General features: G+C 28.1%; 26 protein-coding genes. 5 read left to right on the top strand and 21 right to left on the bottom strand.

The features are described from left to right. The coding region (locus PKV21_01570) for a uroporphyrinogen decarboxylase family protein (protein ID HOM26179.1) at positions 1 to 918 on the top strand (918 nt) is incomplete at its 5' end. Between the two features lie 182 nt (positions 919 to 1,100). On the opposite strand, the gene PKV21_01565 is transcribed toward PKV21_01570, so the two are convergent. From PKV21_01565 to PKV21_01480, 18 genes are all read right to left on the bottom strand, one after another. Beyond that, on the bottom strand, positions 1,101 to 1,373 hold the full coding sequence (locus PKV21_01565) for a (2Fe-2S)-binding protein (protein HOM26178.1): 273 nt from the start codon (positions 1,371 to 1,373) through the stop codon (positions 1,101 to 1,103). Further along, positions 1,355 to 1,858 carry a 4Fe-4S binding protein gene (locus tag PKV21_01560; protein HOM26177.1) on the bottom strand — a complete coding sequence of 168 codons (504 nt, stop codon included), beginning with the start codon at positions 1,856 to 1,858 and terminating at the stop codon, positions 1,355 to 1,357. The genes PKV21_01565 and PKV21_01560 overlap by 19 nt, the downstream gene beginning before the upstream one ends. Further along, positions 1,839 to 2,930 carry an NAD(P)/FAD-dependent oxidoreductase gene (locus tag PKV21_01555; GenBank protein HOM26176.1) on the bottom strand — a complete coding sequence of 364 codons (1,092 nt, stop codon included), beginning with the start codon at positions 2,928 to 2,930 and terminating at the stop codon, positions 1,839 to 1,841. The genes PKV21_01560 and PKV21_01555 overlap by 20 nt, the downstream gene beginning before the upstream one ends. Beyond that, complete coding sequence (locus PKV21_01550; GenBank protein ID HOM26175.1) at positions 2,909 to 3,244, bottom strand: (2Fe-2S)-binding protein; 336 nt, start codon at positions 3,242 to 3,244, stop codon at positions 2,909 to 2,911. The genes PKV21_01555 and PKV21_01550 overlap by 22 nt, the downstream gene beginning before the upstream one ends. After that, on the bottom strand, positions 3,225 to 4,283 hold the full coding sequence (locus PKV21_01545; GenBank protein ID HOM26174.1) for a uroporphyrinogen decarboxylase family protein: 1,059 nt from the start codon (positions 4,281 to 4,283) through the stop codon (positions 3,225 to 3,227). The genes PKV21_01550 and PKV21_01545 overlap by 20 nt, the downstream gene beginning before the upstream one ends. Position 4,284: 1 nt before the next feature. Beyond that, on the bottom strand, positions 4,285 to 5,493 hold the full coding sequence (locus tag PKV21_01540; protein HOM26173.1) for an FAD-dependent oxidoreductase: 1,209 nt from the start codon (positions 5,491 to 5,493) through the stop codon (positions 4,285 to 4,287). 130 nt (positions 5,494 to 5,623) lie between these two features. Beyond that, complete coding sequence (locus PKV21_01535; GenBank protein HOM26172.1) at positions 5,624 to 6,292, bottom strand: cyclase family protein; 669 nt, start codon at positions 6,290 to 6,292, stop codon at positions 5,624 to 5,626. A 181-nt stretch (positions 6,293 to 6,473) separates the two neighbouring features. Beyond that, positions 6,474 to 7,367: a GTPase Era gene (gene era / locus PKV21_01530; GenBank protein HOM26171.1), complete on the bottom strand. Its 894-nt coding sequence runs from the start codon at positions 7,365 to 7,367 to the stop codon at positions 6,474 to 6,476. Next, complete coding sequence (locus PKV21_01525; protein HOM26170.1) at positions 7,364 to 8,482, bottom strand: uroporphyrinogen decarboxylase family protein; 1,119 nt, start codon at positions 8,480 to 8,482, stop codon at positions 7,364 to 7,366. Before PKV21_01525 ends, era begins: the two co-directional genes overlap by 4 nt. Continuing rightward, positions 8,448 to 9,566: a tRNA guanosine(34) transglycosylase Tgt gene (tgt, locus tag PKV21_01520; GenBank protein HOM26169.1), complete on the bottom strand. Its 1,119-nt coding sequence runs from the start codon at positions 9,564 to 9,566 to the stop codon at positions 8,448 to 8,450. Before tgt ends, PKV21_01525 begins: the two co-directional genes overlap by 35 nt. Position 9,567: 1 nt before the next feature. Continuing rightward, positions 9,568 to 10,560, bottom strand: coding sequence for a tRNA preQ1(34) S-adenosylmethionine ribosyltransferase-isomerase QueA (queA, locus tag PKV21_01515; protein HOM26168.1), 993 nt, complete (start codon positions 10,558 to 10,560; stop codon positions 9,568 to 9,570). Next, a complete protein-coding gene (locus tag PKV21_01510) occupies positions 10,553 to 12,253 on the bottom strand; it encodes a phospholipid carrier-dependent glycosyltransferase (protein HOM26167.1) in 1,701 nt (566 codons plus the stop codon). The genes queA and PKV21_01510 overlap by 8 nt, the downstream gene beginning before the upstream one ends. Then, the gene (locus PKV21_01505; protein ID HOM26166.1) at positions 12,237 to 12,965 is read right to left on the bottom strand and encodes a class I SAM-dependent methyltransferase; all 729 of its coding nucleotides are present in this window, start codon (positions 12,963 to 12,965) and stop codon (positions 12,237 to 12,239) included. The genes PKV21_01510 and PKV21_01505 overlap by 17 nt, the downstream gene beginning before the upstream one ends. Before the next feature lie 2 nt (positions 12,966 to 12,967). After that, positions 12,968 to 13,552 (bottom strand): glycosyltransferase family 2 protein, encoded by a 585-nt coding sequence (locus tag PKV21_01500; GenBank protein HOM26165.1) that lies wholly within the window; start codon positions 13,550 to 13,552, stop codon positions 12,968 to 12,970. Positions 13,553 to 13,651: 99 nt separating this feature from the next. After that, complete coding sequence (locus PKV21_01495; protein ID HOM26164.1) at positions 13,652 to 13,993, bottom strand: glycosyltransferase; 342 nt, start codon at positions 13,991 to 13,993, stop codon at positions 13,652 to 13,654. Beyond that, positions 13,983 to 14,693: a glycosyltransferase family 2 protein gene (locus tag PKV21_01490; GenBank protein ID HOM26163.1), complete on the bottom strand. Its 711-nt coding sequence runs from the start codon at positions 14,691 to 14,693 to the stop codon at positions 13,983 to 13,985. Before PKV21_01490 ends, PKV21_01495 begins: the two co-directional genes overlap by 11 nt. Beyond that, a complete protein-coding gene (locus tag PKV21_01485) occupies positions 14,678 to 15,385 on the bottom strand; it encodes a glycosyltransferase family 2 protein (protein ID HOM26162.1) in 708 nt (235 codons plus the stop codon). Before PKV21_01485 ends, PKV21_01490 begins: the two co-directional genes overlap by 16 nt. Before the next feature lie 5 nt (positions 15,386 to 15,390). Beyond that, positions 15,391 to 16,503: an SDR family NAD(P)-dependent oxidoreductase gene (locus PKV21_01480; protein HOM26161.1), complete on the bottom strand. Its 1,113-nt coding sequence runs from the start codon at positions 16,501 to 16,503 to the stop codon at positions 15,391 to 15,393. Positions 16,504 to 16,578: 75 nt separating this feature from the next. Between PKV21_01480 and PKV21_01475 the strand changes: the two genes are divergently transcribed. Both PKV21_01475 and PKV21_01470 read left to right on the top strand, forming a co-directional pair. Continuing rightward, positions 16,579 to 16,983 carry a HEPN domain-containing protein gene (locus PKV21_01475; GenBank protein ID HOM26160.1) on the top strand — a complete coding sequence of 135 codons (405 nt, stop codon included), beginning with the start codon at positions 16,579 to 16,581 and terminating at the stop codon, positions 16,981 to 16,983. Next, the gene (locus PKV21_01470; GenBank protein HOM26159.1) at positions 16,976 to 17,332 is read left to right on the top strand and encodes a nucleotidyltransferase domain-containing protein; all 357 of its coding nucleotides are present in this window, start codon (positions 16,976 to 16,978) and stop codon (positions 17,330 to 17,332) included. The genes PKV21_01475 and PKV21_01470 overlap by 8 nt, the downstream gene beginning before the upstream one ends. On the opposite strand, the gene PKV21_01465 is transcribed toward PKV21_01470, so the two are convergent. From PKV21_01465 to PKV21_01455, 3 genes are read right to left on the bottom strand one after another with little or no spacing between them, the layout of a single operon-like run. Further along, positions 17,319 to 18,269, bottom strand: a complete 951-nt coding sequence (locus PKV21_01465) for an SDR family oxidoreductase (GenBank protein ID HOM26158.1) — start codon at positions 18,267 to 18,269, stop codon at positions 17,319 to 17,321. The two genes, PKV21_01470 and PKV21_01465, sit on opposite strands and share 14 nt — an antisense overlap. Then, positions 18,262 to 19,593 (bottom strand): UDP-glucose/GDP-mannose dehydrogenase family protein, encoded by a 1,332-nt coding sequence (locus tag PKV21_01460; protein ID HOM26157.1) that lies wholly within the window; start codon positions 19,591 to 19,593, stop codon positions 18,262 to 18,264. The genes PKV21_01465 and PKV21_01460 overlap by 8 nt, the downstream gene beginning before the upstream one ends. Next, on the bottom strand, positions 19,590 to 20,624 hold the full coding sequence (locus tag PKV21_01455) for a GDP-mannose 4,6-dehydratase (GenBank protein HOM26156.1): 1,035 nt from the start codon (positions 20,622 to 20,624) through the stop codon (positions 19,590 to 19,592). The genes PKV21_01460 and PKV21_01455 overlap by 4 nt, the downstream gene beginning before the upstream one ends. A 102-nt stretch (positions 20,625 to 20,726) precedes the next feature. Between PKV21_01455 and PKV21_01450 the strand changes: the two genes are divergently transcribed. Next, entirely contained in the window at positions 20,727 to 21,782 is a 1,056-nt protein-coding gene (locus PKV21_01450) for a hypothetical protein (protein ID HOM26155.1), read from the top strand. 19 nt (positions 21,783 to 21,801) lie between these two features. After that, a complete protein-coding gene (locus PKV21_01445) occupies positions 21,802 to 23,070 on the top strand; it encodes an amidohydrolase family protein (protein HOM26154.1) in 1,269 nt (422 codons plus the stop codon).

The raw sequence follows: 23,070 nt of genomic DNA, 5'->3' as shown, positions 1-23,070 counted from the left end.
AATTGTGGTGGCTGGTTTGATACATCTCTTTTCCCTGGAAGAAGTGAAGTTCTTGAAGAAACAGATGAATGGCAGATTATAAAAGATGGAAGAGGAGCAATTTTAAAGTGGTGGAAGAAAAAATGTGGAACACCTGAACATATTGATTTTGAAATTAAGACATCAGAGATATGGAAAAAATACAGAGAAATTCTTTTTGAGACAAAGAAGGAAAGATTGGGAGATTTAAATGCAATAAAAGAAAATCTAAAAAAGGCAAAGGAAAAAGGGAAATTTTCTGTATTTGGAAATCTTTTTGTATTTGAACTTTTAAGAGCAACAATAGGAGACCAGAATTTCCTTCCCGCTTTATTACTTGAACCTGAATGGATAAAAGATTTCTGCCAACTTTATACAGATTTTTATATAAGGCATTATGAGATTTTATTCAGGGAAGTTGGTACACCAGATGGATTTTTTCTTTATGAAGATTTTGGTTATTCAAAAGGACTTTTCTGCTCACCTAAAACACTTGAAGAACTTATAATGCCTTATGAGAAAAAACTTGTAAGTTTCTTTAAAGATTATGGGTTGCCTGTAATTCTTCATAGTTGTGGAGATGTAAGAAAAGCAATTTCTTTAATTATTGATGCTGGTTTTGACTGTATTCAACCGATGGAAGCAAAAGCAGGATTTGATGTAGTAAAACTTGCAGAAGAATATGGGAAAAAGATTGCCTATATGGGGAATATAAATGTAGTAATTCTTGGTACAAATGAACTGAATAAAGTTGAAGAAGAAGTTTTGAGAAAGGTGAAGAAATTGAGAGAGATGAGAATACCTTATTTTTTCCATTCTGACCATTCAGTTCCACCAACAATAAAATTCAAAACATATACCCATGCAGTAAAAATATTCAGAGAAAATTCATATTATTAAGAACAAAAAATGAGACGTAGAAAAAATTAAAAATATTAAAAAATAACTTTTAAAAACTTATTCAATTGGGATAAAAAACATGAGAAAGGTAAAAGGTAGAAAAAAGGTTTTAACTTCTTCTGTCTTTATGAATCATACATAAATAATCACTTCTCCAATGTACAAAATCAAAATAATTAAATCTATCGTTCTTCTAATTCTGAAATTGTTTTTACAGAAATAAGTCTTACAGGTGCTCTACTTGTTTGCTGTCTTATTTCCTCCAATGGTATTCCTGTTTTTTTTGAAATTATTTTTGCTATCAAAATTGAACATGTCTTTCCCTGACATAAACCCATACCTGCTCCAAGAGCCCTTTTTATTCCATCAACATCCACAATGCCTTTTTCTATAATTTCAATTATTTCTTCCTCTGTTATTTCCTTACATCTACATATTATTTTTTTCTTTTCCATTTTTTTATTTTAAAACTCCTCACAAAATTGTAATATTTTTTGGGAAATGAAAATGTTATAATTCCTGTCATATTATTTTTTTCAGGCGGAATAACCTTAACAATTTTTCCATCACATACATATTTCCCATTTCTATCAAGACATTTAACAATATCTCCGTTTTCAGGAAGTGGTAAAAATTCATAAGGTATTGATAAAGATACTTCTTTTTTAGTGAAATTATAATCCAAAACGAATATTGCAAGCCCTGGACAGACAGGAATACATCTTCCACAACCAATACATTTTTCTTCATTCAATTCCGGTAAATTTGTTATTGGAACTCCCACTTTAATTGCTCCTTTAGGACATATAGTTTCACATGGATTGCATGGTATCTCCTCAACGCATTCAATAATTGCAACAGGTCCTTTTTTAATTCTACTTTCAGATGGATAACCACTTTTCTTCAAATAAAAAAATTCATCAATTTTCAACTCTTTCATAATATTCCTTTATTATTTCTTCTTTAGCAATTTTTCTCTTTTCCCCAAATGTACCTATTCTAAAATCATTTAATCTTTTTAAAACTTCTTCCTTTTCATCTTTGTGACTTTTCTTATTCAATCTTTCTGCAACAGATAAACCAGCAAGTTTTCCTTCTTCCATTGCTGTTGATGCTTCTTCAATACCTGAAAGGTCTCCGGCAATATAAATACCATTTACACTTGTTTCCATATTTTCATTATGTAAAGCCACTATTCCTCCAAGATACACCTTGTATGTGAATAAACATCCTGCCTGATATAAAAGTTCATTCAATGGAGTAAGACCAACAGCAATACATATCAAATCAACATCAATTTCTTTTCTTTTTCTCAAAATTGGCTTAAAGTCATTATCTACAGGACATATAACAGCACCTTCTACCTCTTTTTTCCCCACTGCCTCAAGAACTGTTGTTGAAAGATAAATAGGAACACCAAACCTTTTAATCTTTGCTGCATGGACTAAATAACCTCCGATATCTGGCATAATTTCAACAACACCACAAACATCTGCACCTGCCTGTAATAACTGATAAGAAATGATTAAACCAACATTTCCAGAACCAACCATTAAAACTTTTTTTCCTGGTAGCACCCTGTTAATATTTATCATTGTCTGGCATGCACCTGCTCCCATAACCCCAGGAAGTGTCCATCCCGGGAAAGATAATGGATTTTCAATTGCACCTGTGGCTATTATTATATATTTTGCCTTTAAAATAATATTTTTATTTTCCCTAACAATACCGATAACTTTATCTTTAAAAATGCCATAAACAACACTATTTAAATAGACATCTATTCCTAATTCTTTAACTTCTTTTAATAATCTTTCACCAATCACAAATCCTCTTATACCTGCCATGTGCTCCTTTGAACCAAAAAATCTGTGTATCTGTTTAAATAACTGTCCTCCTGGTTTTGAGTTCTCATCTATCAATAAAACATCAATTCCTTTCTTTCTCGCCTCAATTGCAGCAGATAGTCCCGCAGGTCCTCCTCCAATTATTACCAGTTCTTTTTCTTCCATTCTCCAAGACCTTTTTGAAATTCAACTTTCATACCATCTCTTACAGGAGTTATACATGTTCTTACATTTGGTATTCCATCAACAATCATAACACAGTCCGTACATCTGCCTATTCCACAGAAAATCCCTCTTGGCTGTTTAAATTTTTCTGTTTTTCTCAATACTCTTATTCCATTTGCATATAAAACAGAAGCAATTGTTTCTCCTTCATAAGCAGTAAGTTTTTTGCCGTTAAAATAAATGTAAATTTTCTTTCTTTCGGACAGATCACCCAAAATAGGATGTTTATAAATTCTAAAATCTTTTCTTTTCATTTTTTCTGTATTTATTAAATGTTTCTACTGACGCAATAACATTCTTTTCAGGATATGTGGGTCTATACCATCTTAAAACATTGCATATAAAACCACCTGATGGCGAGTTAAGGTTTTTAACAAGTTCTTCTGCTTCTCTTTTAATATCTTCTGGAGTTCCATGTGCAAGTGTACTCATCATATCTACAGAACATTTAATACATCTTTTCCCTTTTATCTTTTCTTTAATTGTTTTTATTCCAACTACATTTGGCTGAACAAATTGAAAAACATCAATTTCCATATTCAGTAAATCATCAAGTATAATTCTTATATCTCCGTCAAAAAGAAGTCCTGTATACATATTCTCCTGATGAATTTTTCTGAATAACTTTTCATAAAATGGTCTGAAATATTTTTGCCAGATTTGAGGATTAAAAAATAAACCCTTATTTCCAGCAATTTCATCTATTATATTTACCATATGAGCACCTGCTTTTTTCCATTTAGGAATTAAAGAACAGTGATATTCAAAAATGTAAGAAATGACATCAAGAATAAAATTAATATCCTCTACAAGTTTTATGAAAAATGTTTGATATCCAAAAATATTGTAAGCAATAAGAAACGCTCCAGGATCAATATATCCACATATAAATCTATCAGAATAATTTTCTTTTATTATTTTACTTATTCTTTCAAAAAATTTATCCGCTATTTCCGGGGATGGGAATTTATAATCTGAAAGATTATTTTTATCAGCAAGAGGGTTTTCAATTATTATATAAGTTGAATTTTTATCAAAGGGAATTTTCTGCCATACATTCCATTCATCTTTTCTCAAAATTTCTCCATTTCCTAAATTTTTTTCTTCTATAAATGTCCAGTGATATGTAACCCATGCAGAATCAAAATCTTCTGTTCCCGGTATAAATCTCACTTTATCAGGGTTAAGTGTTCCATAAGCATTGTATATTTTGGGTACATCAACGAGTTCCATTGGAAGATAATCTGGATTTTTAAATTCTATTGCTCTTTTTACAATTTCAATATGTTCCATTTTATACTCTTGCAAAAAATTCTGCCAAAATTGTGTAATTATAAAATTTAGGCCAGTTTATTTTTTTCTTATAGAATCGTTCAGGTTTAAAGATTTCAATTGATAAAGATGTTTTTCCATAAACAATAAGTTCTGAAACAAGTTTTCCAATAATTGGTCCATAAGCCATACCATTTAAAAAACCTGCAGCGATGTAAAGATTTTCTGTATCAGGATACTTTCCTATGCATGGTAAACAATCTCCTGTAACTGCCATTACTCCACTCCATGAACGAATAATTGATATGTTTTCAAGTTCTTTAAAAACTCTCTTAAAAATTGCAGAACTGCCTGAAATTTCAATTGGTTCAACTGATTCGTCATAATGTAAGTTCCTTTCTCTTGCTTGAGTTTTAAACCCACCAGCAACAAGATTTCCACTTTTTGTTTGAGTAGTTGTAAAAATAGCATCACCATCAATAAACGCTTCCATTGGAAAAACCGGTAATTTTGCAACCGGTTCTGTAACAACAGCAACCTGCCTTAATGGAAGTATATCAATTTCAGGACATAAAAAACTTGACCATGCATTTGTAGAATTTATAACAATATCAGAATAAACTTTTTCTCCATTTTCAAGTTCAACTCCTTTAACTTTTTTATTTTCCTTTATAATTTTTTTAACAGGTGTATATGTAAAAATTTTTGCTCCATTTTTTTGACTGTTGAAGGCAAAACCATATGTTAGAAAGAATGGATTTATTGTACCATCAGATTCTCTGTATCTTGCCCCATAAACTTTATCTGTCAAAACAGGACAGATTTTGAGCGTTTCTTTTCTATTTAAAATTTCTATTTCTTTATCACCTGATTTTTTCTGAATTTCAACTGTTTTAATTATATCTTCCCACTCCTCCTTTGTAATTGCAAGGTCTAAACTTCCTATTTTCTGATATTCAAGTTTAAAATTTAACTCCTTTTCAAGGTTTTTTAAAATTTTGTTGTTTTCTTTTGTTATTGATAATCTTTTCCTTATTGTTTCAGGGTTTTTATCCCTCCCTTCAAGTTGTATCACCTGTCCTCCGTTTCTACCACTTGCTCCTGATGCTATATTCCTTTTTTCAAAAATAACCACTTCTTTTTTTTCTTTTGTCAGATAATATGCAATTGAACACCCCATAAGCCCTGCTCCAATAACTATAATTTCTGTTTTTTTTGGTATTTTTTTCACCTTTTATTTCTATATTTCCCTAAAATTTTTAAATTTCTCTGAAAATTTTTTACTAATCTCTCAACTTTAAAAATACTCATAAAATTCTTTTTTACAATATTGTAAAAAATTTAAAAAAATTGTCAATTCATTATAGAATAAGAACTGCTCGAGAAGGAGAAGCAGAAACTCCTTTTACTCTTAAAGGCATAATTACAATTTTACTTCTTCCACTTTCAACTTTATCGCCGTTTATAACAGGAGCAAGACACATAGCACCTGAGAGATAAAGTTTTCTTAAATTTGGTAAATTTTTTGAATCGGAAGGATCCCTTATATCGTCATAACAAGGAATATCACCTGCAAGAATTTTAACTTTCTTACTTATAATCCAGTCCATTGCAGAATATTCAAAATGAGGAGAATTCAAGACAAAACCATTTTTATTCCACATCTTATACCATCCGGTATAAATAATTAAACAATCTCCTTCTTTAACTTCAATTCCTGATTTTTCAAGTTCTTCAACTTTTATATGTTCTCCTGATATTTTTTCTTTCAATTTTATTATTGAACATTCAAGAAAAAGTTCTTCAACAGGTACCTGGTCAACAGTTTTCACATTTTCAAGTATATGGGCTCCTGTTTCAAGATATGTTCCTGTTAAGATACTCATCTCAAATCTGTGAGCAGAAAAACCGTCCTTCTTAATATTTGAAACTTCAATAATTTTAGGTCCTGAAAAAATTTCTTCTTTTAATTCGTCTCCATAATTCCACATCCCATTTTCAATCAATCCACTTATCTCAATAAGTCTCATCTCCCCCTCCTTTATTTAAAAAAATTTATTTAGAAATATCTGTAAATTTTATAGGTATTAATCCTATCTTTTCATATATCTTTTATCAAACTTACAATCTTTAACTTCAAATCAATGAGATGAAAACTTATAAAACAACATACTTAAAAAATTTTAGCAAAACATACCATTGATAGAAAAGTTAAAAGTTTCCATAGCCAAATTTTCTGAAAACATCAATTTTGTTTCTCCAGTCCTCAATTACTTTAACCCACAATTCAAGATATACCTTTTTCCCTAAAATTAACTCCATCTCTTCTCTTGCAAGTTTACCGATTGTTTTTATCATTTTTCCATCTTTCCCAATAATAATTGATTTTAAATTTTCCCTATCCACAATTATATTCGCTTTGATTACAACCATATCCTTATTTTTTTCTCCTTCTTTCATTTCTTCAATTTCAACAGCAACAGAATGAGGAACTTCCTGAAATGTTTTCTGTAATACTTTTTCCCTTATTATTTCTGCAAGTTTATATTCAAGTGGTAAGTTTGTTATCATATCAACCGGATAAAATTTTTCTGATTCAGGAAGATGTGAAAAAATTGCTTTAATTAATGAATCAAGATTTTTATTTTTTAATGCAGAAAAAGGGACTATTTCAACAAAATTAAACTTTTTACTACTTTCATCAATCAAAGGAAGAAGTTCTTCTTTAAACTTAAGTATATCTATCTTATTAATTCCAAGTATGACTTTTTTATTTTCCAGTTTTTTTAAAATTTCAAGAATTTTTTCATCTTCATTTGTCCAGCCGGTGCTTTCAATTAAAAATAAAATGAGGTTTGTCTCTTCAAGAGATGAATATATTGACTTTAACATAAATTTCCCGAGTTCATTTCTTCCTTCTTCAAACCCAGGTGTATCTATAAAAATTATCTGGCCTCTTTCATCATTATAAATTCCTATAACTTTAATCCTTGTAGTTGCTGGTTTAGGAGAGACAATAGAGACCTTCTGTTTCAAAATAGTATTAAGTAAAGTTGATTTTCCTGTATTTGGCTTTCCGAGTATTGTTACATATCCGCATTTCATTTCAGTATCTCCTCTATTTCCCAATCAAAAATATTGAAAACTTCTTTTTTCTTTTTTAAGTAATAAATATAGTTCCCATAACTTACATCAGCAGGAACCCTGTGGTCAACATGTGGAATATAACCTCCTGAATTAACAACTTCCTTTATTCTTTCAAATTCTTTATCAATTGCCTCTTTTCCATATATTAATGCCTTTTTATCAAAACCACCTTTCAAAAGAACTTTATTCCCATATTTTTTTCTTAAAACAACAGGGTCAGAATTACTATTTATTTCAAGAGGAAACATCACATTTACCCCTGCCTCAAGCCATAAAGATACTAGTTCATTTATATTTCCATCACAATCAACTATTACAACATTTATTCCTTCTTTTTTCAATCTTTCAGTAATTTTTTTATATCTTGGAACCATAAATTGAGAAAAATGTTTTGGAGAAATCATTGGTCCTGTTTTGAAAGCCATATCTTCCCAAAAGGCAGCAAAATCAATATCTTTAACTTCTTCAAGTGCCTTTTCAATTAATGTTAAAACAAAATAAACAATATGGTCCATCATTTCTTCTATTAAGTCAGGTTGTTCATAAATAGAAATAAGGCAGTTTTCAAATCCCATCCAGTTTCTTATCCAGCCAAATAAAGAACCAACACCAATTCCAAGAGGATAATCTCTATTTTTCCATTCTTTTTTTAAATTTTCCCATGTTTTTTCATCAGGATATCTTTTTGAAATTTCAGGTTTTAATCTTTCTTTAAAATCAATCCAGTCATTTTTATTTTCAACAGGAAATTTTATATAATGGGGAATTGTCTGAATTTCATTTTTAAATATTTTACTTATAACTCCATCTGTTCCCTGTTTTATTATGTATCTTTCTGTTTCTTCAATTATTTTTTCTTCAAAATTTGGCATTAAACCCATATTTATAGGTATTCCTCCGATAGGGTCAAATTTAAAGAATTTATCTCCATCTCCATTTGTTTTTACTTCTTCTGGTAATCCTTCTTTATGCCATCTTAAAAGTGTCTCATTCCACCATCCAAATTCACAATTAAATATTCTATCAACTTTTTGAAAATTAAAAGTCCTGTTCCATCTCTCTCTTCCATTCATTTATAAACTCCTTTTTGAATTTTTTAAAGTTATTATTTTTTATGCTTTCTCTAATTTTTTCCATAAATTTAATCATAAAATAAACATTGTGAAAAGAATTAAGGCGAAGGCCTGTTATTTCCTTTGTATTTATAAGATGTCTTATATAACTTTTCGTATAATTTTTACAGACAATACAATCACAATCAGGGTCAAGTGGAGAAAAATCATCTTTATATTTACCTGCCTTTATATTTATCTTTCCTTTCCAAGTTAATGTTGAACCAGTCCTTGCAATATGTGTTATCATACCACAATCAAACATATCAATTCCCATTTCAACAAGTTCAAGTATTTGTAAAGGCATTCCAATTCCCATAAAATATCTGATTTTATTATAAGGTAAATTTTCAATTATGTATTTTGTTGTTTTTAATGTTTCTTCATATGGCTCTCCAATACTCAAACCACCAAAGCCATATCCACCAAAACCAATTTTTTCCAGTCCTTCAATACATTTTTCCCTTAATTCATTATAAATACCTCCCTGAATAATACCAAATAATTCCTGATTTTCTTTTTTATGCACTTTTTTACATATATTGGCCCATTTTAAAGTCAAATCAACACTTTTTTTTACTTCCTCATAATCATTCCAGTTTTTTGGACAATAATCAAAAGCCATTATTATATCTGCTCCTATTTTTTCCTGAATTTCTATTGATTTTTCTGGTGTTATAAAATGGGTTGAACCATCTATCTTTGATTTAAAAATTACTCCATCTTCATTTATTTTCACATTTTCTAAACTAAATATTTGAAATCCACCACTATCAGTAACAATTGGTTTTTCCCAATTCATAAATTTATGAATACCACCTATTTTTTCAATAATTTCAACCCCTGGCTTAAGATAAAGATGATATGCATTTGAGATTATCATTTCAACACCAATTTCGTTTAAGTCCTCAGAAGTAAGAGTTTTTACATTTGCAAGTGTTGCAACAGGCATAAAACAAGGTGTTTTAACTTTTCCATGTGGAAGTTTTATTTCTCCAATTCTTGCTTTCGTTTCTAAATTTTTATATAAAATTTTGAATTCCATTTTAAATTATAAGCATACTATCACCATAAGAATAAAATCTATATTTTTTTTCAATAGCAATTTTATAACACTTTTCAATCAATTCAGTTCCAGCAAAAGCACAGACAAGAGATAAGTGGGTAGATTTTGGCAGGTGAAAGTTTGTTATAAGTCCATCAATAAATTTAAATTTAAAACCTGGTTTTATAAAAAGATTTGTATAGCCATTATATGGTTTAATCTTTCCATTTTCAGTTGCACTTTCAAGACCTCTTGTTGTACTTGTTCCAACAGCAATAATTTTTTTACCTTTACTTTTAAGTTCGTTCAATCTTATAGCAGTTTCTTCATTTATTTCTAAATATTCCTCACCAACAGAATTTTTATTTTCTTTTAAGACCTTTATTGAATACCATCCAATATGTAAAGTAATTGATATAAATTCAATTCCCTTATTTTTCAATTTTTCAATAATCTCTTCTGTAAAATGAAGTCCTGCTGTCGGTGCTGCAATTGAACCATTTTTCTTTGCATAGACAGTTTGATAATAAATTTTATCCTCTTTTTCTGGTTTCCTTTTTATATAAGGAGGTAGTGGTATTTCTCCATAATTTTTAATTTCTTCTTTATCCTTATTAAATTCAACAATATAACTTCCATTTTCTTTTTTTTCAACAATCTTTCCTTCCATATCTTCTTTTTTAAATTTCGCACTAACTTTTATTTTTCCTTTAATAAGTACCTGCCATAAAAATTTATCAAGATTTTTTAAAAGAAATACTTCTATTTTTCCACCCGTCTCTTTATTGCAGATTATTCTTGCTGGTATAACTCTTGTATCATTTAAAACAATTACAAATCTATCGTTTAAATAATTCCCAATATTTTCAAAAAGGTCTTCTTTAATTTCTTTATTTTCCCTATGGACAATCATCAATCTTGCTTTTTCTCTTTCTTTTAATGGATACTGAGCAATCAATTCTTTTGGTAAATCAAAATTAAATATCTCACTCATTTTTTTTTAATATTAAAATTGTTGGATTTAAGTATATCAAATCTTCGGGCAAAACTTTAAAATTAAAATTTATTATACTGAAAAAAGGAAATTTTTGAAAGATTTTTATTGGTTTATAAAAATTTGAGTTTATAAATTTCTGGTAAAATTCTATTCTTTCTTTTTGTAAATTTGAAGGGTAGGATGGTATTGGTGCCTGAAAAGAAGAAATTATAAAGTATTCAGGATTTTCTTTTTTTAATTTTTCAAAATCATAATTTATAACAACAACTTTATAAGAAAAATAATCAAAAGGAGGCATCTGAAGCTGCCATGGAACTTCACAAACACCAATAGATTTTCCTTCTGGTATATTTTCTTTTATCCATATTCCTGCTTCTGTCCTTATATTTTCCTTTAAAAATAATGATTTAAAACTCATACCATAAATAAAAGAAAAAAGAAGGGATAGATATAAAACAATGTTTTTAAAATATCTTGGGAATTTTTTTATTCCTTTTTCAGTCCAGAATTCATATCCACAAATTATAAAAACTGGTGTGATTGGTAAAATATATCTTGCATAATTTTTAGAGAAAAGTGAGATGAATAAAAAATAAAAGATAATCCAAAGAAAAAGCAAAATATATTTTTTATCAATGTAATTTTTTCTGTTTAAAAACAAACCAATTACTCCACATACAAATACAGGCCATCCAATCCCATATCCAAGAGCATTTATATAAAATTTTCCACTGAAACTTAAAGGTGTATGCTGTTTTAATTCAATAAGTGGCATTGGGAAAGTTATAAAAAAGTAAGGATTTGTTATTCCAAAAGACAAAATTGCTCCTCCTGTAATATAAATAAAAGAAATAAAAATTTTTTTAATATCTTTCTGATAAATTAAAATTGAGGTTAAATATGGAATAAAAATTGAAGTAAAAAGAGGGATTTTGGTTCCCATGGCAAGTCCAGAAAAAACTCCAGCAATAAAAAAATTTTTATAAGATAAATTTTCAAAATTTTTAAGAGAATAATATATACATGCCATAATCCAGAAAAGTCCAGGAATATCAACATACATATAGGATGAATTAAGTATTATCAAAGGTGAAAAAGAGATTAAAAAACTTATCAAAAATGGCCTTTTATTATCCTTATATAACTTTTTAGCAATTAAGAAAGACAAAATTATTACACCAATGCCATAGAAAACAGTAATTAATCTACCAACAATGTAAAATTTGCTGAATTCTATAGGATTATTAAAATAAAAATCAAGGTTTTTTGTAAGAATAAGAATTTTTAATTTTGATAGAACAAACAATGCAAACCCAATTAAATATAAATAAACACCACCAATTGTAAATTGATATGGATTAAAATCAAATTTTTTAAGATCCATTGAAGCAAGAACTTTTAAAACAAAATATTCATCTGGATGATAACTTCTTATTGGATTATAAAGATTTCTTGGCAATTTTTTTTCTTCCTCTTCCGGATGCAAGGCAAGATAATAACCATAACCCTTCCATATTTCTTCTTTATAGTTTTTAATCAATTCAAGAGTTTTTGATAAATTTTCATTTTTGTAAAAATATAAACTATTTAATTTTTTTGAAGGAAGTCCCCAATTAATTCCTGAAATGTAAAAAGTGAATAAAAACCCTATTAAACACAATAGCAAAAATGATTTATGTTTTTTTTTCATATTTTCTTATTACTGTAAGATAATAATTCCAAATATCTATTGTTAAAAAAAGAAAATCAAAATAAAACAAAAAAGATAAAATTTTTTTTATGGAGCCCTTTCTTGAAAATCTATTAAGAACATTTTTCCTAAAAATAGGAAGAAATATTAGTTTATGCCAAATTAATGTGATGGGTCCAAAACAATAAAAATCTATGATTTTAAATCCATATGAAGATAATAAAGAAATAAATGTTTCTTTTTCATATCTCCTGTAATGATAAGCCAATATATCACTTCTATCCCAATATGTTTTTTTTGCCGGAACAGTAATAATACAAACTCCCCCATTTTTAAGAAGATTTTTAAAAAGATTTATTATAGACCTATCATCTTCTATATGTTCTAAAACTTCTCCACAGCATATCCCATCTATTTTCTTATTTGAATTAAATAACAGATTTTTGTCTTTAATTATTTTTATAGACAATTTTTTAACTCTTTTTTCTAAAAATTTTATTGAAAGTTCAGAAACATCATAACAAATAACATTGTAGTTCAAACTTGCCAATCTTATTGCTAAATTTCCAACTCCATAACCAAAATCTAAAATGTTGCTTCCCTTTTTTAAAAAAATTTTTACTTTTTTTATTATTAAAGTATTTCTAAAATAATCCCTCGGTCCATAAAATTCTGGGAATTCACCCCAGTTAATTTTCTCATTTTTTCTCATTTTTACAATTTTAAAAAAGATTTCTTCTTTAAAATATGGTATTGAAAAGCAATTGAAGATATATATATTTTTTTAAATAAATTCCTATCAGAAATTATTCTTTTTTTCTGGACCTCACTATTTTTTCGTATAAGTAGTGAGTAATTTATTATTATCCATTTTAAACTTTTTAAAACAAAAAAGGCACTTTTAAATTTTTTACTAACTATATAATAAAAAAAAGAAATAAATTCCATTACTATTTTCACAGGTAAAATCATAAATAAAGTTTTAAATGAATAATTTTTTACCAAAAGTATAAGGTGATTTCTGTTAAGATAAAAAGTTTTTTTATGTATTGGCCATTTCTGTACAGAAGCAATTTCAATATGATAGACAATTGAAGCAGGAGAAAAAATAAATTTATATCCCATTATATTAGCTCTCCAGCACCAATCTATTTCTTCCCCATACATAAAAAAAATTTCATCAAAAGGTCCTACTTTTTCAAAAACTTCTTTTTTTATTATCATGCATGCTCCTGAAATCCAGAATACTTCTTTTTCGTTATTATATTGTCCTTTATCAGATTCTAATGTTTCAAAAATTCTACCCCTACAAAATGGATATCCAAATATGTCAATAAAACCTCCTGCGGCACCTGCATAATCAAATTTATATTTACATTTCCATTATATAATTTTACACTATACTCCAGCAACATTATCTTTCTTTAAAATTTGAATTAAAGGGTTCAACCAATTATTTCCTACTATTACATCATTATTTAAAATGGCTAATATTGTTCCCGAAGAAAATTTTATTCCCAAGTTAATACTTCCAGCATATCCAAGATTTTTATGTGAATTTATAATCTTAACCTTATTAGAAGGAATACATAATTCTTCCATCTCCAAAATTTTTTCATTACTTACTACTATTATTTCTAAATTCTGGTAAAATGTATTTTGAAAAATATAAATTAAGCATTGTCTTAAATATTCAATTTCTCCATAGTGAATAATAATACTGACTAAATCAGTTTTCATTTATTATTTTTTTAATTTTTAAAAGAGATATAAACATTCTAAAAGAGTCCTTAAAGATTTTCACTGAAGAACGTGGTGAATTATACCATACTACAGGAACTTCGTCAATTTTATAACCATATTTTTTCCCTTTTGCTAAAACTTCGACATCAAACGCAAACCCATCTGTTTTCAATTCTTCAAATATCTTTTTTGCAACACCTTTTTTGAATAACTTAAATCCACATTGTGTATCCTTAAAATCATTAATAACAAGGATGCGAACAAGTAAGGGGAAAATTTTCCCTATTATTCTTCTGTGCCAAGGTTGAGGAATTATTATTTTTGATTCTTTAAGCCCTCTTGAGCCAATTGAAATATCATAACCAATTTCTATTGATTTTTTTAGTTTTTCAATTTCTTCTATTGGGGTTGAAAGGTCTGCATCTGTGAATAAAACTAAATCTCCAGAAGCACTAAGTACTCCAGTTTTAACTGCGGCACCCTTTCCCATATTTTTTTCATGCTTTAAAATTTTAACTTCTTTTTTCCCATCAGCAAAATTTAATACAACATTTACTGTTTTATCTTTACTTCCATCATCTACTACAATTATTTCAAAAGCATAATTTTTATTTTTTAAGTATTCATAAATTTTTTCAAGAGTTTCCAATATCCTTTTCTCTTCATTATAAGCAGGTATTATTACAGAAATTTCCATTTTTTCAGTATTGCCCAGAAATAGAGTTTTACATAAGGTAATGTTTTTGATAATTTAAATTTTGATTTTCCTTTTTTCCTTCCATACCATATAGTTGGAACTTCGCAGATTTTATATCCTGAAAAGAAAAACTTTAAACATGCCTCCATAGATATTGAAAAACCCTTTGATTTTAAATTCAAAGAATTCAAAATAGTCCTTCTGTACATCTTAAAAGCATTTGGGCAGTCCTTTGTTGGTATCCCTATCAGGTAATATAAACTTACTCCTACAAATCTTGAAAATAAACTCTGAATTTTTGGACCTCCTATTTTTTTGCCTTTTTTGGAATATCTTGAACCGCATATCAGGTCAAATCCTTCCTTTGCTTTTTTAACCATTTTTTTTATCGTTTCTGGCTGGTCACATAAATCAGCCATAACAGGTAAAACAAATTCTCCTTTTGCATTTTCAAAGCCAGTTTTTAAAGTGTTTGCAAATCCAGGTTCTTTCTCGTTTCTTACAATTTTTAAAAAATTATATTTTTTACAGAGTTGGGAAACAATATTTTCAGTTCTATCTTCTGAGTGGTCGTTTACTACAATTATTTCAGTTTCTTCTATATTTATATTAGGGATTATGCTTTCTATTGTTTCTTTTATATTTTCTTCTTCATTTCTTGCTGGAATAATTATACTCAAAAATAAATCCATAGATTTTAAACAAGCCCTTTCTTTCTCAATTCTTCTTGTGCCTTTTCAAACTTATCCTCTGCCTCTGTTTCTTTTGCCCATTCAATCAGTTTTTTCATCCCTTCTTCAAGTGTGGTCTGTGGTTCAAATCCAATCTTATTTTTTATTTTACTTATATCAGCATAACAGTGTCTTACATCTCCTTTTCTGAATTTATAAGTTATCTCTGGTTTTAAATCCTTACCGAGTAGTTTTATTAAAAGTTCTGCCATTTCAAGTATAGAAACAGGTTTTCCACTTCCAACATTAAAAATTTGGTAATTTGCTTCATTTTTTTCCATTGATAAAATACAGGCATTAACAACATCTCCAACCCAGATAAAATCTCTTGTCTGTAATCCATCTTCATAAATAACAGGAGGATTATTATTCTTTATTCTGCTTAAAAAAATTGCACAGACACCGGTATAAGGATTTGAAAGTGTTTGTCTCGGTCCATAAACATTGAAAAATCTTAAAGAAACAACAGGAATTCCGTATGTTTTTCCAATCAGAAGAGACATTTCTTCCTGTTCTTTTTTACTTATGGCATAAATTGAGTTACTTATAAGGGGTAATGTCTCAGGAGTAGGTAAGGGTGTTATTTTTTCTTTACAGTAAGGACATTTTGGTTCCCAGTCATTTATTTTTTCGTCTTTAAAATCTCTTAAATTTGGTTTTACATTTCCACATTTTTCACATTTATAAAGTCCTTCTCCATAAATACTCATTGAAGAAGCAACAATAAGTTTTTTTACATTATTTTTTGTATTTACAAGGATATCCAGTAAATTCGCTGTACCTTTTATATTTACATCAACATATTTTTCTATCTGATACTGAGATTGCCCCACACCAACCTTTGCGGCAAAATGAAAAATATAATCAATTTCCTTTATTATCTTTTTCAATTCCTGTTTTTTTCTTATATCTTCAAAAATATACCTTGCATTTAAATTTATATAATCAGGTATACCATCAGGATGAACCTGTGGGTCTAAACTGTCGTAAACAGTAACCTCATATCCTTTTTTTACAAGTTCGTCAACAAGATGACTTCCAATAAATCCTGCACCACCTGTAACAAGAACTTTTTTCATAATACTTAATTTACCAGAAATTAAAACAAAAATCAAAAATTGAAATTTAAATAACAAGGTAATATAATTATTTAAATGGCAAAAGAAATAAATTTTTTAAAAGAAAGAAGCAAAGAGTTTTGGAATGAGGGAGTTCGTCTTTATAAAGAAGGCAAATATAATCTTTCTGTTTTCAATATAGAACAGGCAATTCAATTATGGATAAAGTATTTGATAGGAATTAAAATTACTGATTGGCCTAAAACACACTATTTTTCTGAATTAATAAAAAGTTTGTCGGATGTTTATGAGAAAAAAGGGATAATTGAATATTATAAAAAGAATGAGATATTTTTTAATAACCTTGAAGATGCTTATTTTACAACAAGATATTTCCCAAAAAATTTTTCAAAAAATATTGCAAATCAATTTATAGAAAACGCAAAGAAATTTATATTGTTTACTGAAAATTTAACAGGGGAGAAATTTTTTAATGAGTAAAAGTTTAGTAGATATATTAAAAAAAAGGGCAGAGGAGAAGGAGAAGTATTTTAAAAATTATCTTTTTTATTGCAAAAAAATAAAAGAAGAGGCAGAAAAAATATTAGGGAAAGTAGAGGTAATTGTTTTTGGTTCTGTTGTAAAAAATGAATATACTCCTTTAAGCGATATAGATGTTTTAATTATTTCAGATAATTTGCCTAATTCATACGAAGAGAGGATAAAAATTAAAACTGAAATAAAATCAAAAATTGACTCTTTCTCTCCTTTTCAAATCCATCTTTCAAACTATAAGGAATATAATAACTGGTATAAAAAATTCATTAAAAACGACTTTATGAAGATTTAGAAAGGCGAATATAATATTCAATTGTTTTTTTTAGCCCTTCTTCAAGTTTAATTTGTGGTTCCCAGTTGAGTAATTTTTTTGCAAGTGTTATATCAGGTTTTCTTTTTCTTGGGTCATCTGGAAGAGGTGGAAGGAATTCAAATCCAAGTTTTTTGCCAAATATTTTTTCTATTTTTTCAGCAAGTTGGCTTATTGTAAATTCTTCAGGATTTCCGAGATTAATGGGTAAATTATAATCTACTTCAAGAACTTTTATAATTCCTCTAATTAAATCATCAATATAACAAAAACTTCTTGTCTGATTTCCGTCTCCATAAATTGGTAATGGTTTATTGTTTAAAGCATTATATATAAAATTCGGTATAACTCTTCCGTCATTAAGTCGCATTCTCGGTCCATAGGTATTGAAAATTCTTATTATTTTGGTATTTAACTTATACTTACGGTGATAAGCCATAACGATTGCCTCTCCATATCTTTTTCCTTCATCATAAACACTTCTCGGACCAATTGGATTAACATTTCCCCAGTACTCTTCATTCTGAACAGGTATAAGCGGGTCTCCATAAACTTCAGAAGTAGAAGAAAATAAAAAAGTAGATTTTGATTTTAAAGCAATATTAAGCATTTTTTCAGTACCAATAGAATTTACTTTCAGTGTTTCAATCGGATATTTCATATAATCAACAGGTGAAGCAGGACTTGCAAAATGTAAAACATAATCAAATTTTTCCTTTATTTCATCTTCATTAAGATAAATTAGGTCCTTTTCAATAAAAACAAAATTTTTGTTATTTAAGAGATGTTTTATATTTGTTTTTGTGGATGTTATAAAGTTATCAATACACCAGACAGTATATCCATTATTAACAAAAAAATCACACAAATGACTTCCAACAAAACCCGCTCCTCCACTTATTAAAATTTTTTTATTCATTTTTTCTCCCTATCCCTCTGTAAACAAATCCAATATTCCTTAAATTTTTATAATCAAGAAAGTTCCTACCATCAATTATATAAGGCATCTTCATTATTTCTTTTATTTTTTTCCAGTCAAGATTTTTAAAAATTTCCCATTCTGTTAAAAAAATTAAAAGATGACAGCCATTTGCAGTTTCATAAGGGTCTTCTGAATAAAATAAGTCAGGAAATATCTTTTTCATATTTTCAATTGCTTTTGGGTCGCAACATTTTAATTTTGCATTTTCTTTTTTTAATAAATTTATTATTTCAATTGCTGGTGATTCTCTTATATCATCTGTTTTGGGTTTAAAAGAAAGTCCGAAAATTCCTATAGTTTTATCCTTTAGATTCCATAGTAATTCTTTCGCTTTTTTTATTATAAGTAACCTCTGCTGATGATTTATTTTTTGGACTTCTTTTAAAAGGTCAAAGGGATAACCAAGTTCCTCACAGATATGTATAAATGCAGAAACATCTTTTGGAAAACAACTTCCACCATATCCAACACCTGCTTTTAAAAATTCTTTACCTATTCTTTTGTCAAGTCCCATCCCTTCTGCAACTACATCAACATCAGCACCTACTTTTTCACAGATATTTGCTATAGCATTTATATAAGAAATTTTTAAAGCAAGGAAAGAATTTGAAGCATGTTTAATCAATTCTGCACTTTTTATATCAGTAAAAATTCTGGGACATTTTATTGGAGCATATATTTCCTCAAATATTTTTTTTCCTTTTTCACTTTCAACACCTATTATAATTCTATCAGGATAGAAAAAATCATTTACAGCACTGCCTTCTCTTAAAAATTCTGGATTTGCAGCAATATCAAATTCAGTTCCTGTTGGAGTTAATAATTCCAGTGTTTTTTTTACCCATTCACTTGTCAGAACAGGAACAGTACTTTTTTCTACAATTAATCTATAAATTTTTTCATCAACCTTTTTCTTTTTCATTTCTGTAAGTGATTTTGCTATTTCAACAGTAACATTTTCTACATAAGATAAATCTGCTTTTCCTTCTTCTGTTGGTGGAGTTCCAACTGCTATGAATATTATTTCTGAATTTTCAACAGTTTCATAAATTGAGTCAGTGAAGGTTAACAGATTTTTTTCAACTCCTTCTTTAACAATTTCTTCAAGACCTGGTTCATAGAAAGGCATTATCAAATTTTTAAGTTTTTTAACTTTTTCAACATCATTATCACAGCATATAACTTTATTTCCAAGTTTTGAAAAGCACGCACCTGTAGTAAGTCCAACATGACCAGCACCAATTATTCCAATATTTCTCATTTCAAAACCTCTTTTATTATTTGTAAGTTCTCATTTACCCATCTTATCAAGTTATCAACACCTTTATATTTATCAATTTTTACATTCCAGCCAGTATATTTTTCAAGTTTTTTATTATTACTTATAAATACTTTCTGGTCACCTGGTCTCCAGTCAAAAAATTCAACTTCAATTTTTTTATTTAATTTTTTTTCAAGGTATTCAATCAATTCAAGTAAAGAGAAAGTATTCCTAACTCCACCTCCAATATTAAAAATTTCTCCTTTACATTCCTCAATATTTTCTATAGCCAGTTGATATGCATTTATAAGGTCAGAAACTTCAAGAATATCCCTTACCTGTTTTCCATCTCCATATATATTTATTTTTTCTCCAAGAATTGCCTTGATAATAAAATGAGCAACCCAGCCCTGGTCTTCATTACCATACTGAAAAGGACCATAAATACAAGATTGCCTGAAGACAACACTTTTTATTCCGTAAATTCTATAGTAATCCCTTATATACTGGTCAGCAGTCCCTTTTGAACAGCCGTATGGAGAGTGAAAATCAAGGTTTTCCTTTTCATCTATTCCATTTTTTCTATCAGCCAGAAAATACTTTTTTTTACCCTCTTTTAATTTTAAATGACTTAATTCTCCATATACTTTATTTGTGGAACTGAAAATTAAAACTGCATCAGGACAATTTTTTCTTATTGCTTCAAGTAAATATAAAGTTCCAGTGGAATTTACTTCAAAGTCATCAATAGGGTCTTCAACAGATTTTGTAACAGCAACCTGTGCTGCAAGATGATAAATAATATCGGATTTTTTAACAACTTCATTTAATTTCTTATAATCCCTTATATCTCCTTTTACAAATTCAAAATTCTTTAATTTAAGAGATTGTAAATATTCAAGATTCTTTAAAACTCCTTTTCTTGAAAGGTTATCGTAGACAACTACATAATTATTTTTATCTTTTAACAAATATAATGAGAGGTTTGTCCCTATAAATCCAGCACCACCTGTAATGATTATTTTTTTCATACAGTTTTAGTTTATATCTTTCTATTCTTTATGTCAACCTTCATTTCTGATTTTTTCTATAATTGATTGACTTGAAATTTAATGTATGTAAAATAAAATATAATGGAACCAAAGGAAAGAGTTGAATCTGTATTAAGAAAGAGTAAACCTGATAAAATACCTTTTACAATTTACGAAAATAAATTACCTCAATGTACAGTAGAAAGAATTTTAAGGAATAACGGATTATGTATTTTAAGGAGAACTTCTGTATATAAAACTGCCTATCCAGATTTATCCTTTAAAACTATTACATATACAGAAAATGGAATTACATATACTAAAACATTAATTGAAACACCCTTTGGAGAACTTGAAACAACTCAAAGAAAAACCTCTCAAACAGGAGATTTTACAATATGGAAGATTACACATTTATTTAAAACCCCTGATGATTATAAAAAAATAAATTTTATGGTTAAAAATGCTAAATATATTCCTGATTATGAAAAATTTATTGAACTTGAAAGAGAAAGTGGTGGTGATGTTTTTTTAAGGGGAAATATTGCTTTAACACCTTTACATCAGATAATGATTGATTTTATGGGAATTGAAAAATTTTCTGAAGAATGGGCAGAAAGAAGAGATGAAATTGAAAATTTATATAAAAATATGGTTGAGAAATTAAGAGAGTTATATCCTATACTTGCAGAATCACCATGCTTTGCTTTTAATTTTGGAGGTAATGAAACAGGAAATGTTATGGGTAGAGGAAGATTTGAAAGATATGTTTTACCCTTATATTATGAAGCAGCAGAAATTTTACATAAAAAAGGGAAGGTTTTTGGTCCTCATCTTGACGGAAATAATAAGGTCTGGGCAGATTTAATTGCAAAGTCACCGCTTGATTATATAGAAGCATTTTCCCCTTATCCTGATACAGATATGAAATTTGAAGAAGGGTATAATTTGTGGAAAGATAAAATTTTATGGATAAATTTTCCATCTTCACTTCATCTTGCTTCAGAAGAAAAAATAAAAGAATTCCTCTATGAAATCATTGAAATTTCAAAAAATGATTTCAGATTGATTATCGGAATTACAGAAGATATTCCAAGAGAAAGATGGCAGAAAAATTTACTTTTAATTTCTGAAGTGATAAATAACTTTCCAATTTAATTTTGAAACGGAGGAAATTATGGAAATAGAAAAAATAAAAGAAAAATTGCTGGAAAAAATGGAAAATCTTGAAATTATTGATGCACACGAACATTTACCACCTGAAAGAATCCGAATAGAAAAAGAAACGGATGTTTTTATTCTTTTTTCTCATTATACACATGGAGACCTTTTAAGAGCAGGTATGTCAGAAGAACAATATAAATCACTCTTTAATCATGAAATACCACTTGAAAAAAGATGGAAGATTTTTTTACCTTTCTGGAAAAAAATCAGATATACTTCCTATTCAAAGGCGGTTTTACTTTCATTAAAAAAATTTTATGGATTTGATGATATAAATGATGGGAATTATTATGAAATTTCTGAAAAAATTAAAGAATTTAATAAAAAGGGAATATATAAAAAAGTTCTGCGGGATACATGTAAAATAAAATTTGCATTAACTCAATGCGGGACAACTGAAACAGAATCTGAAATTTTAATTCCACTTATGCCACTCAATAAAAATGGAGAAATGGATACATTGGAAAATTTAACAAAATCCCCGTATAATGAGAAAAACAGAATAAAAGCAATTGACGACCTTATTGAAGAATATAAAAAATATATTTTAAAATCAAAAGAAAATGGAGCAGTAGGATTTAAAACAATGGCTTTTCCTTTTGGAATTCCTGATAGAAAAAAGGCAAGAGATTTATTTAACAGAATTATGAAAGGAAAAATTAAAAAAATAGAAGCACCTGTTTTACCCCCTTCAATTATAGGAACAAATCCTATTTTTGATTATGTACATGATGAAATTATTAAGTTTGTTGGTGAACAGAATTTAGTAATTGCGGTTCATACAGGTTATTGGGGTGACTTCAGACGACTTTCTCCTGAAAATTTTATTCCTGTTTTAAAAAGACATCCAGAAGTTAAATTTGATATTTATCATTGTGGTTTTCCATATGTTAGAGAAGCACTTAATCTTGGTAAGGAATACTCAAATGTTTATCTTAATTTTGCATGGACCCATATAATTTCTCAGAAATTTGCAATTGATGCTCTGGATGAATGTTTTGATTTAATTCCTGTAAATAAAATTATTGCATTTGGTGGAGATTATAATTTACCTGTTGAAAAAGTATACGGGCATTTAGTAATGGCAAAAGAAGATGTGGCAACTGTAATAGCAAAAAGAATAAAAGAAAAAATTATGAGTTTTGAAGATGGTTTTGAAGTAATAAAAAATATCTTTTTTGAAAATCCGAAGAATCTTTATAATCTAACAAAAAGAAATTAA

The sequence above is a fragment of the bacterium genome, assembly GCA_035371905.1.
Taxonomy (GTDB): domain Bacteria; phylum Ratteibacteria; class UBA8468; order B48-G9; family JAFGKM01; genus JAMWDI01.
The sequence above is the reverse complement of the archived record's forward strand: the minus strand, read 5'-3'. Positions and strand labels throughout refer to the sequence as shown.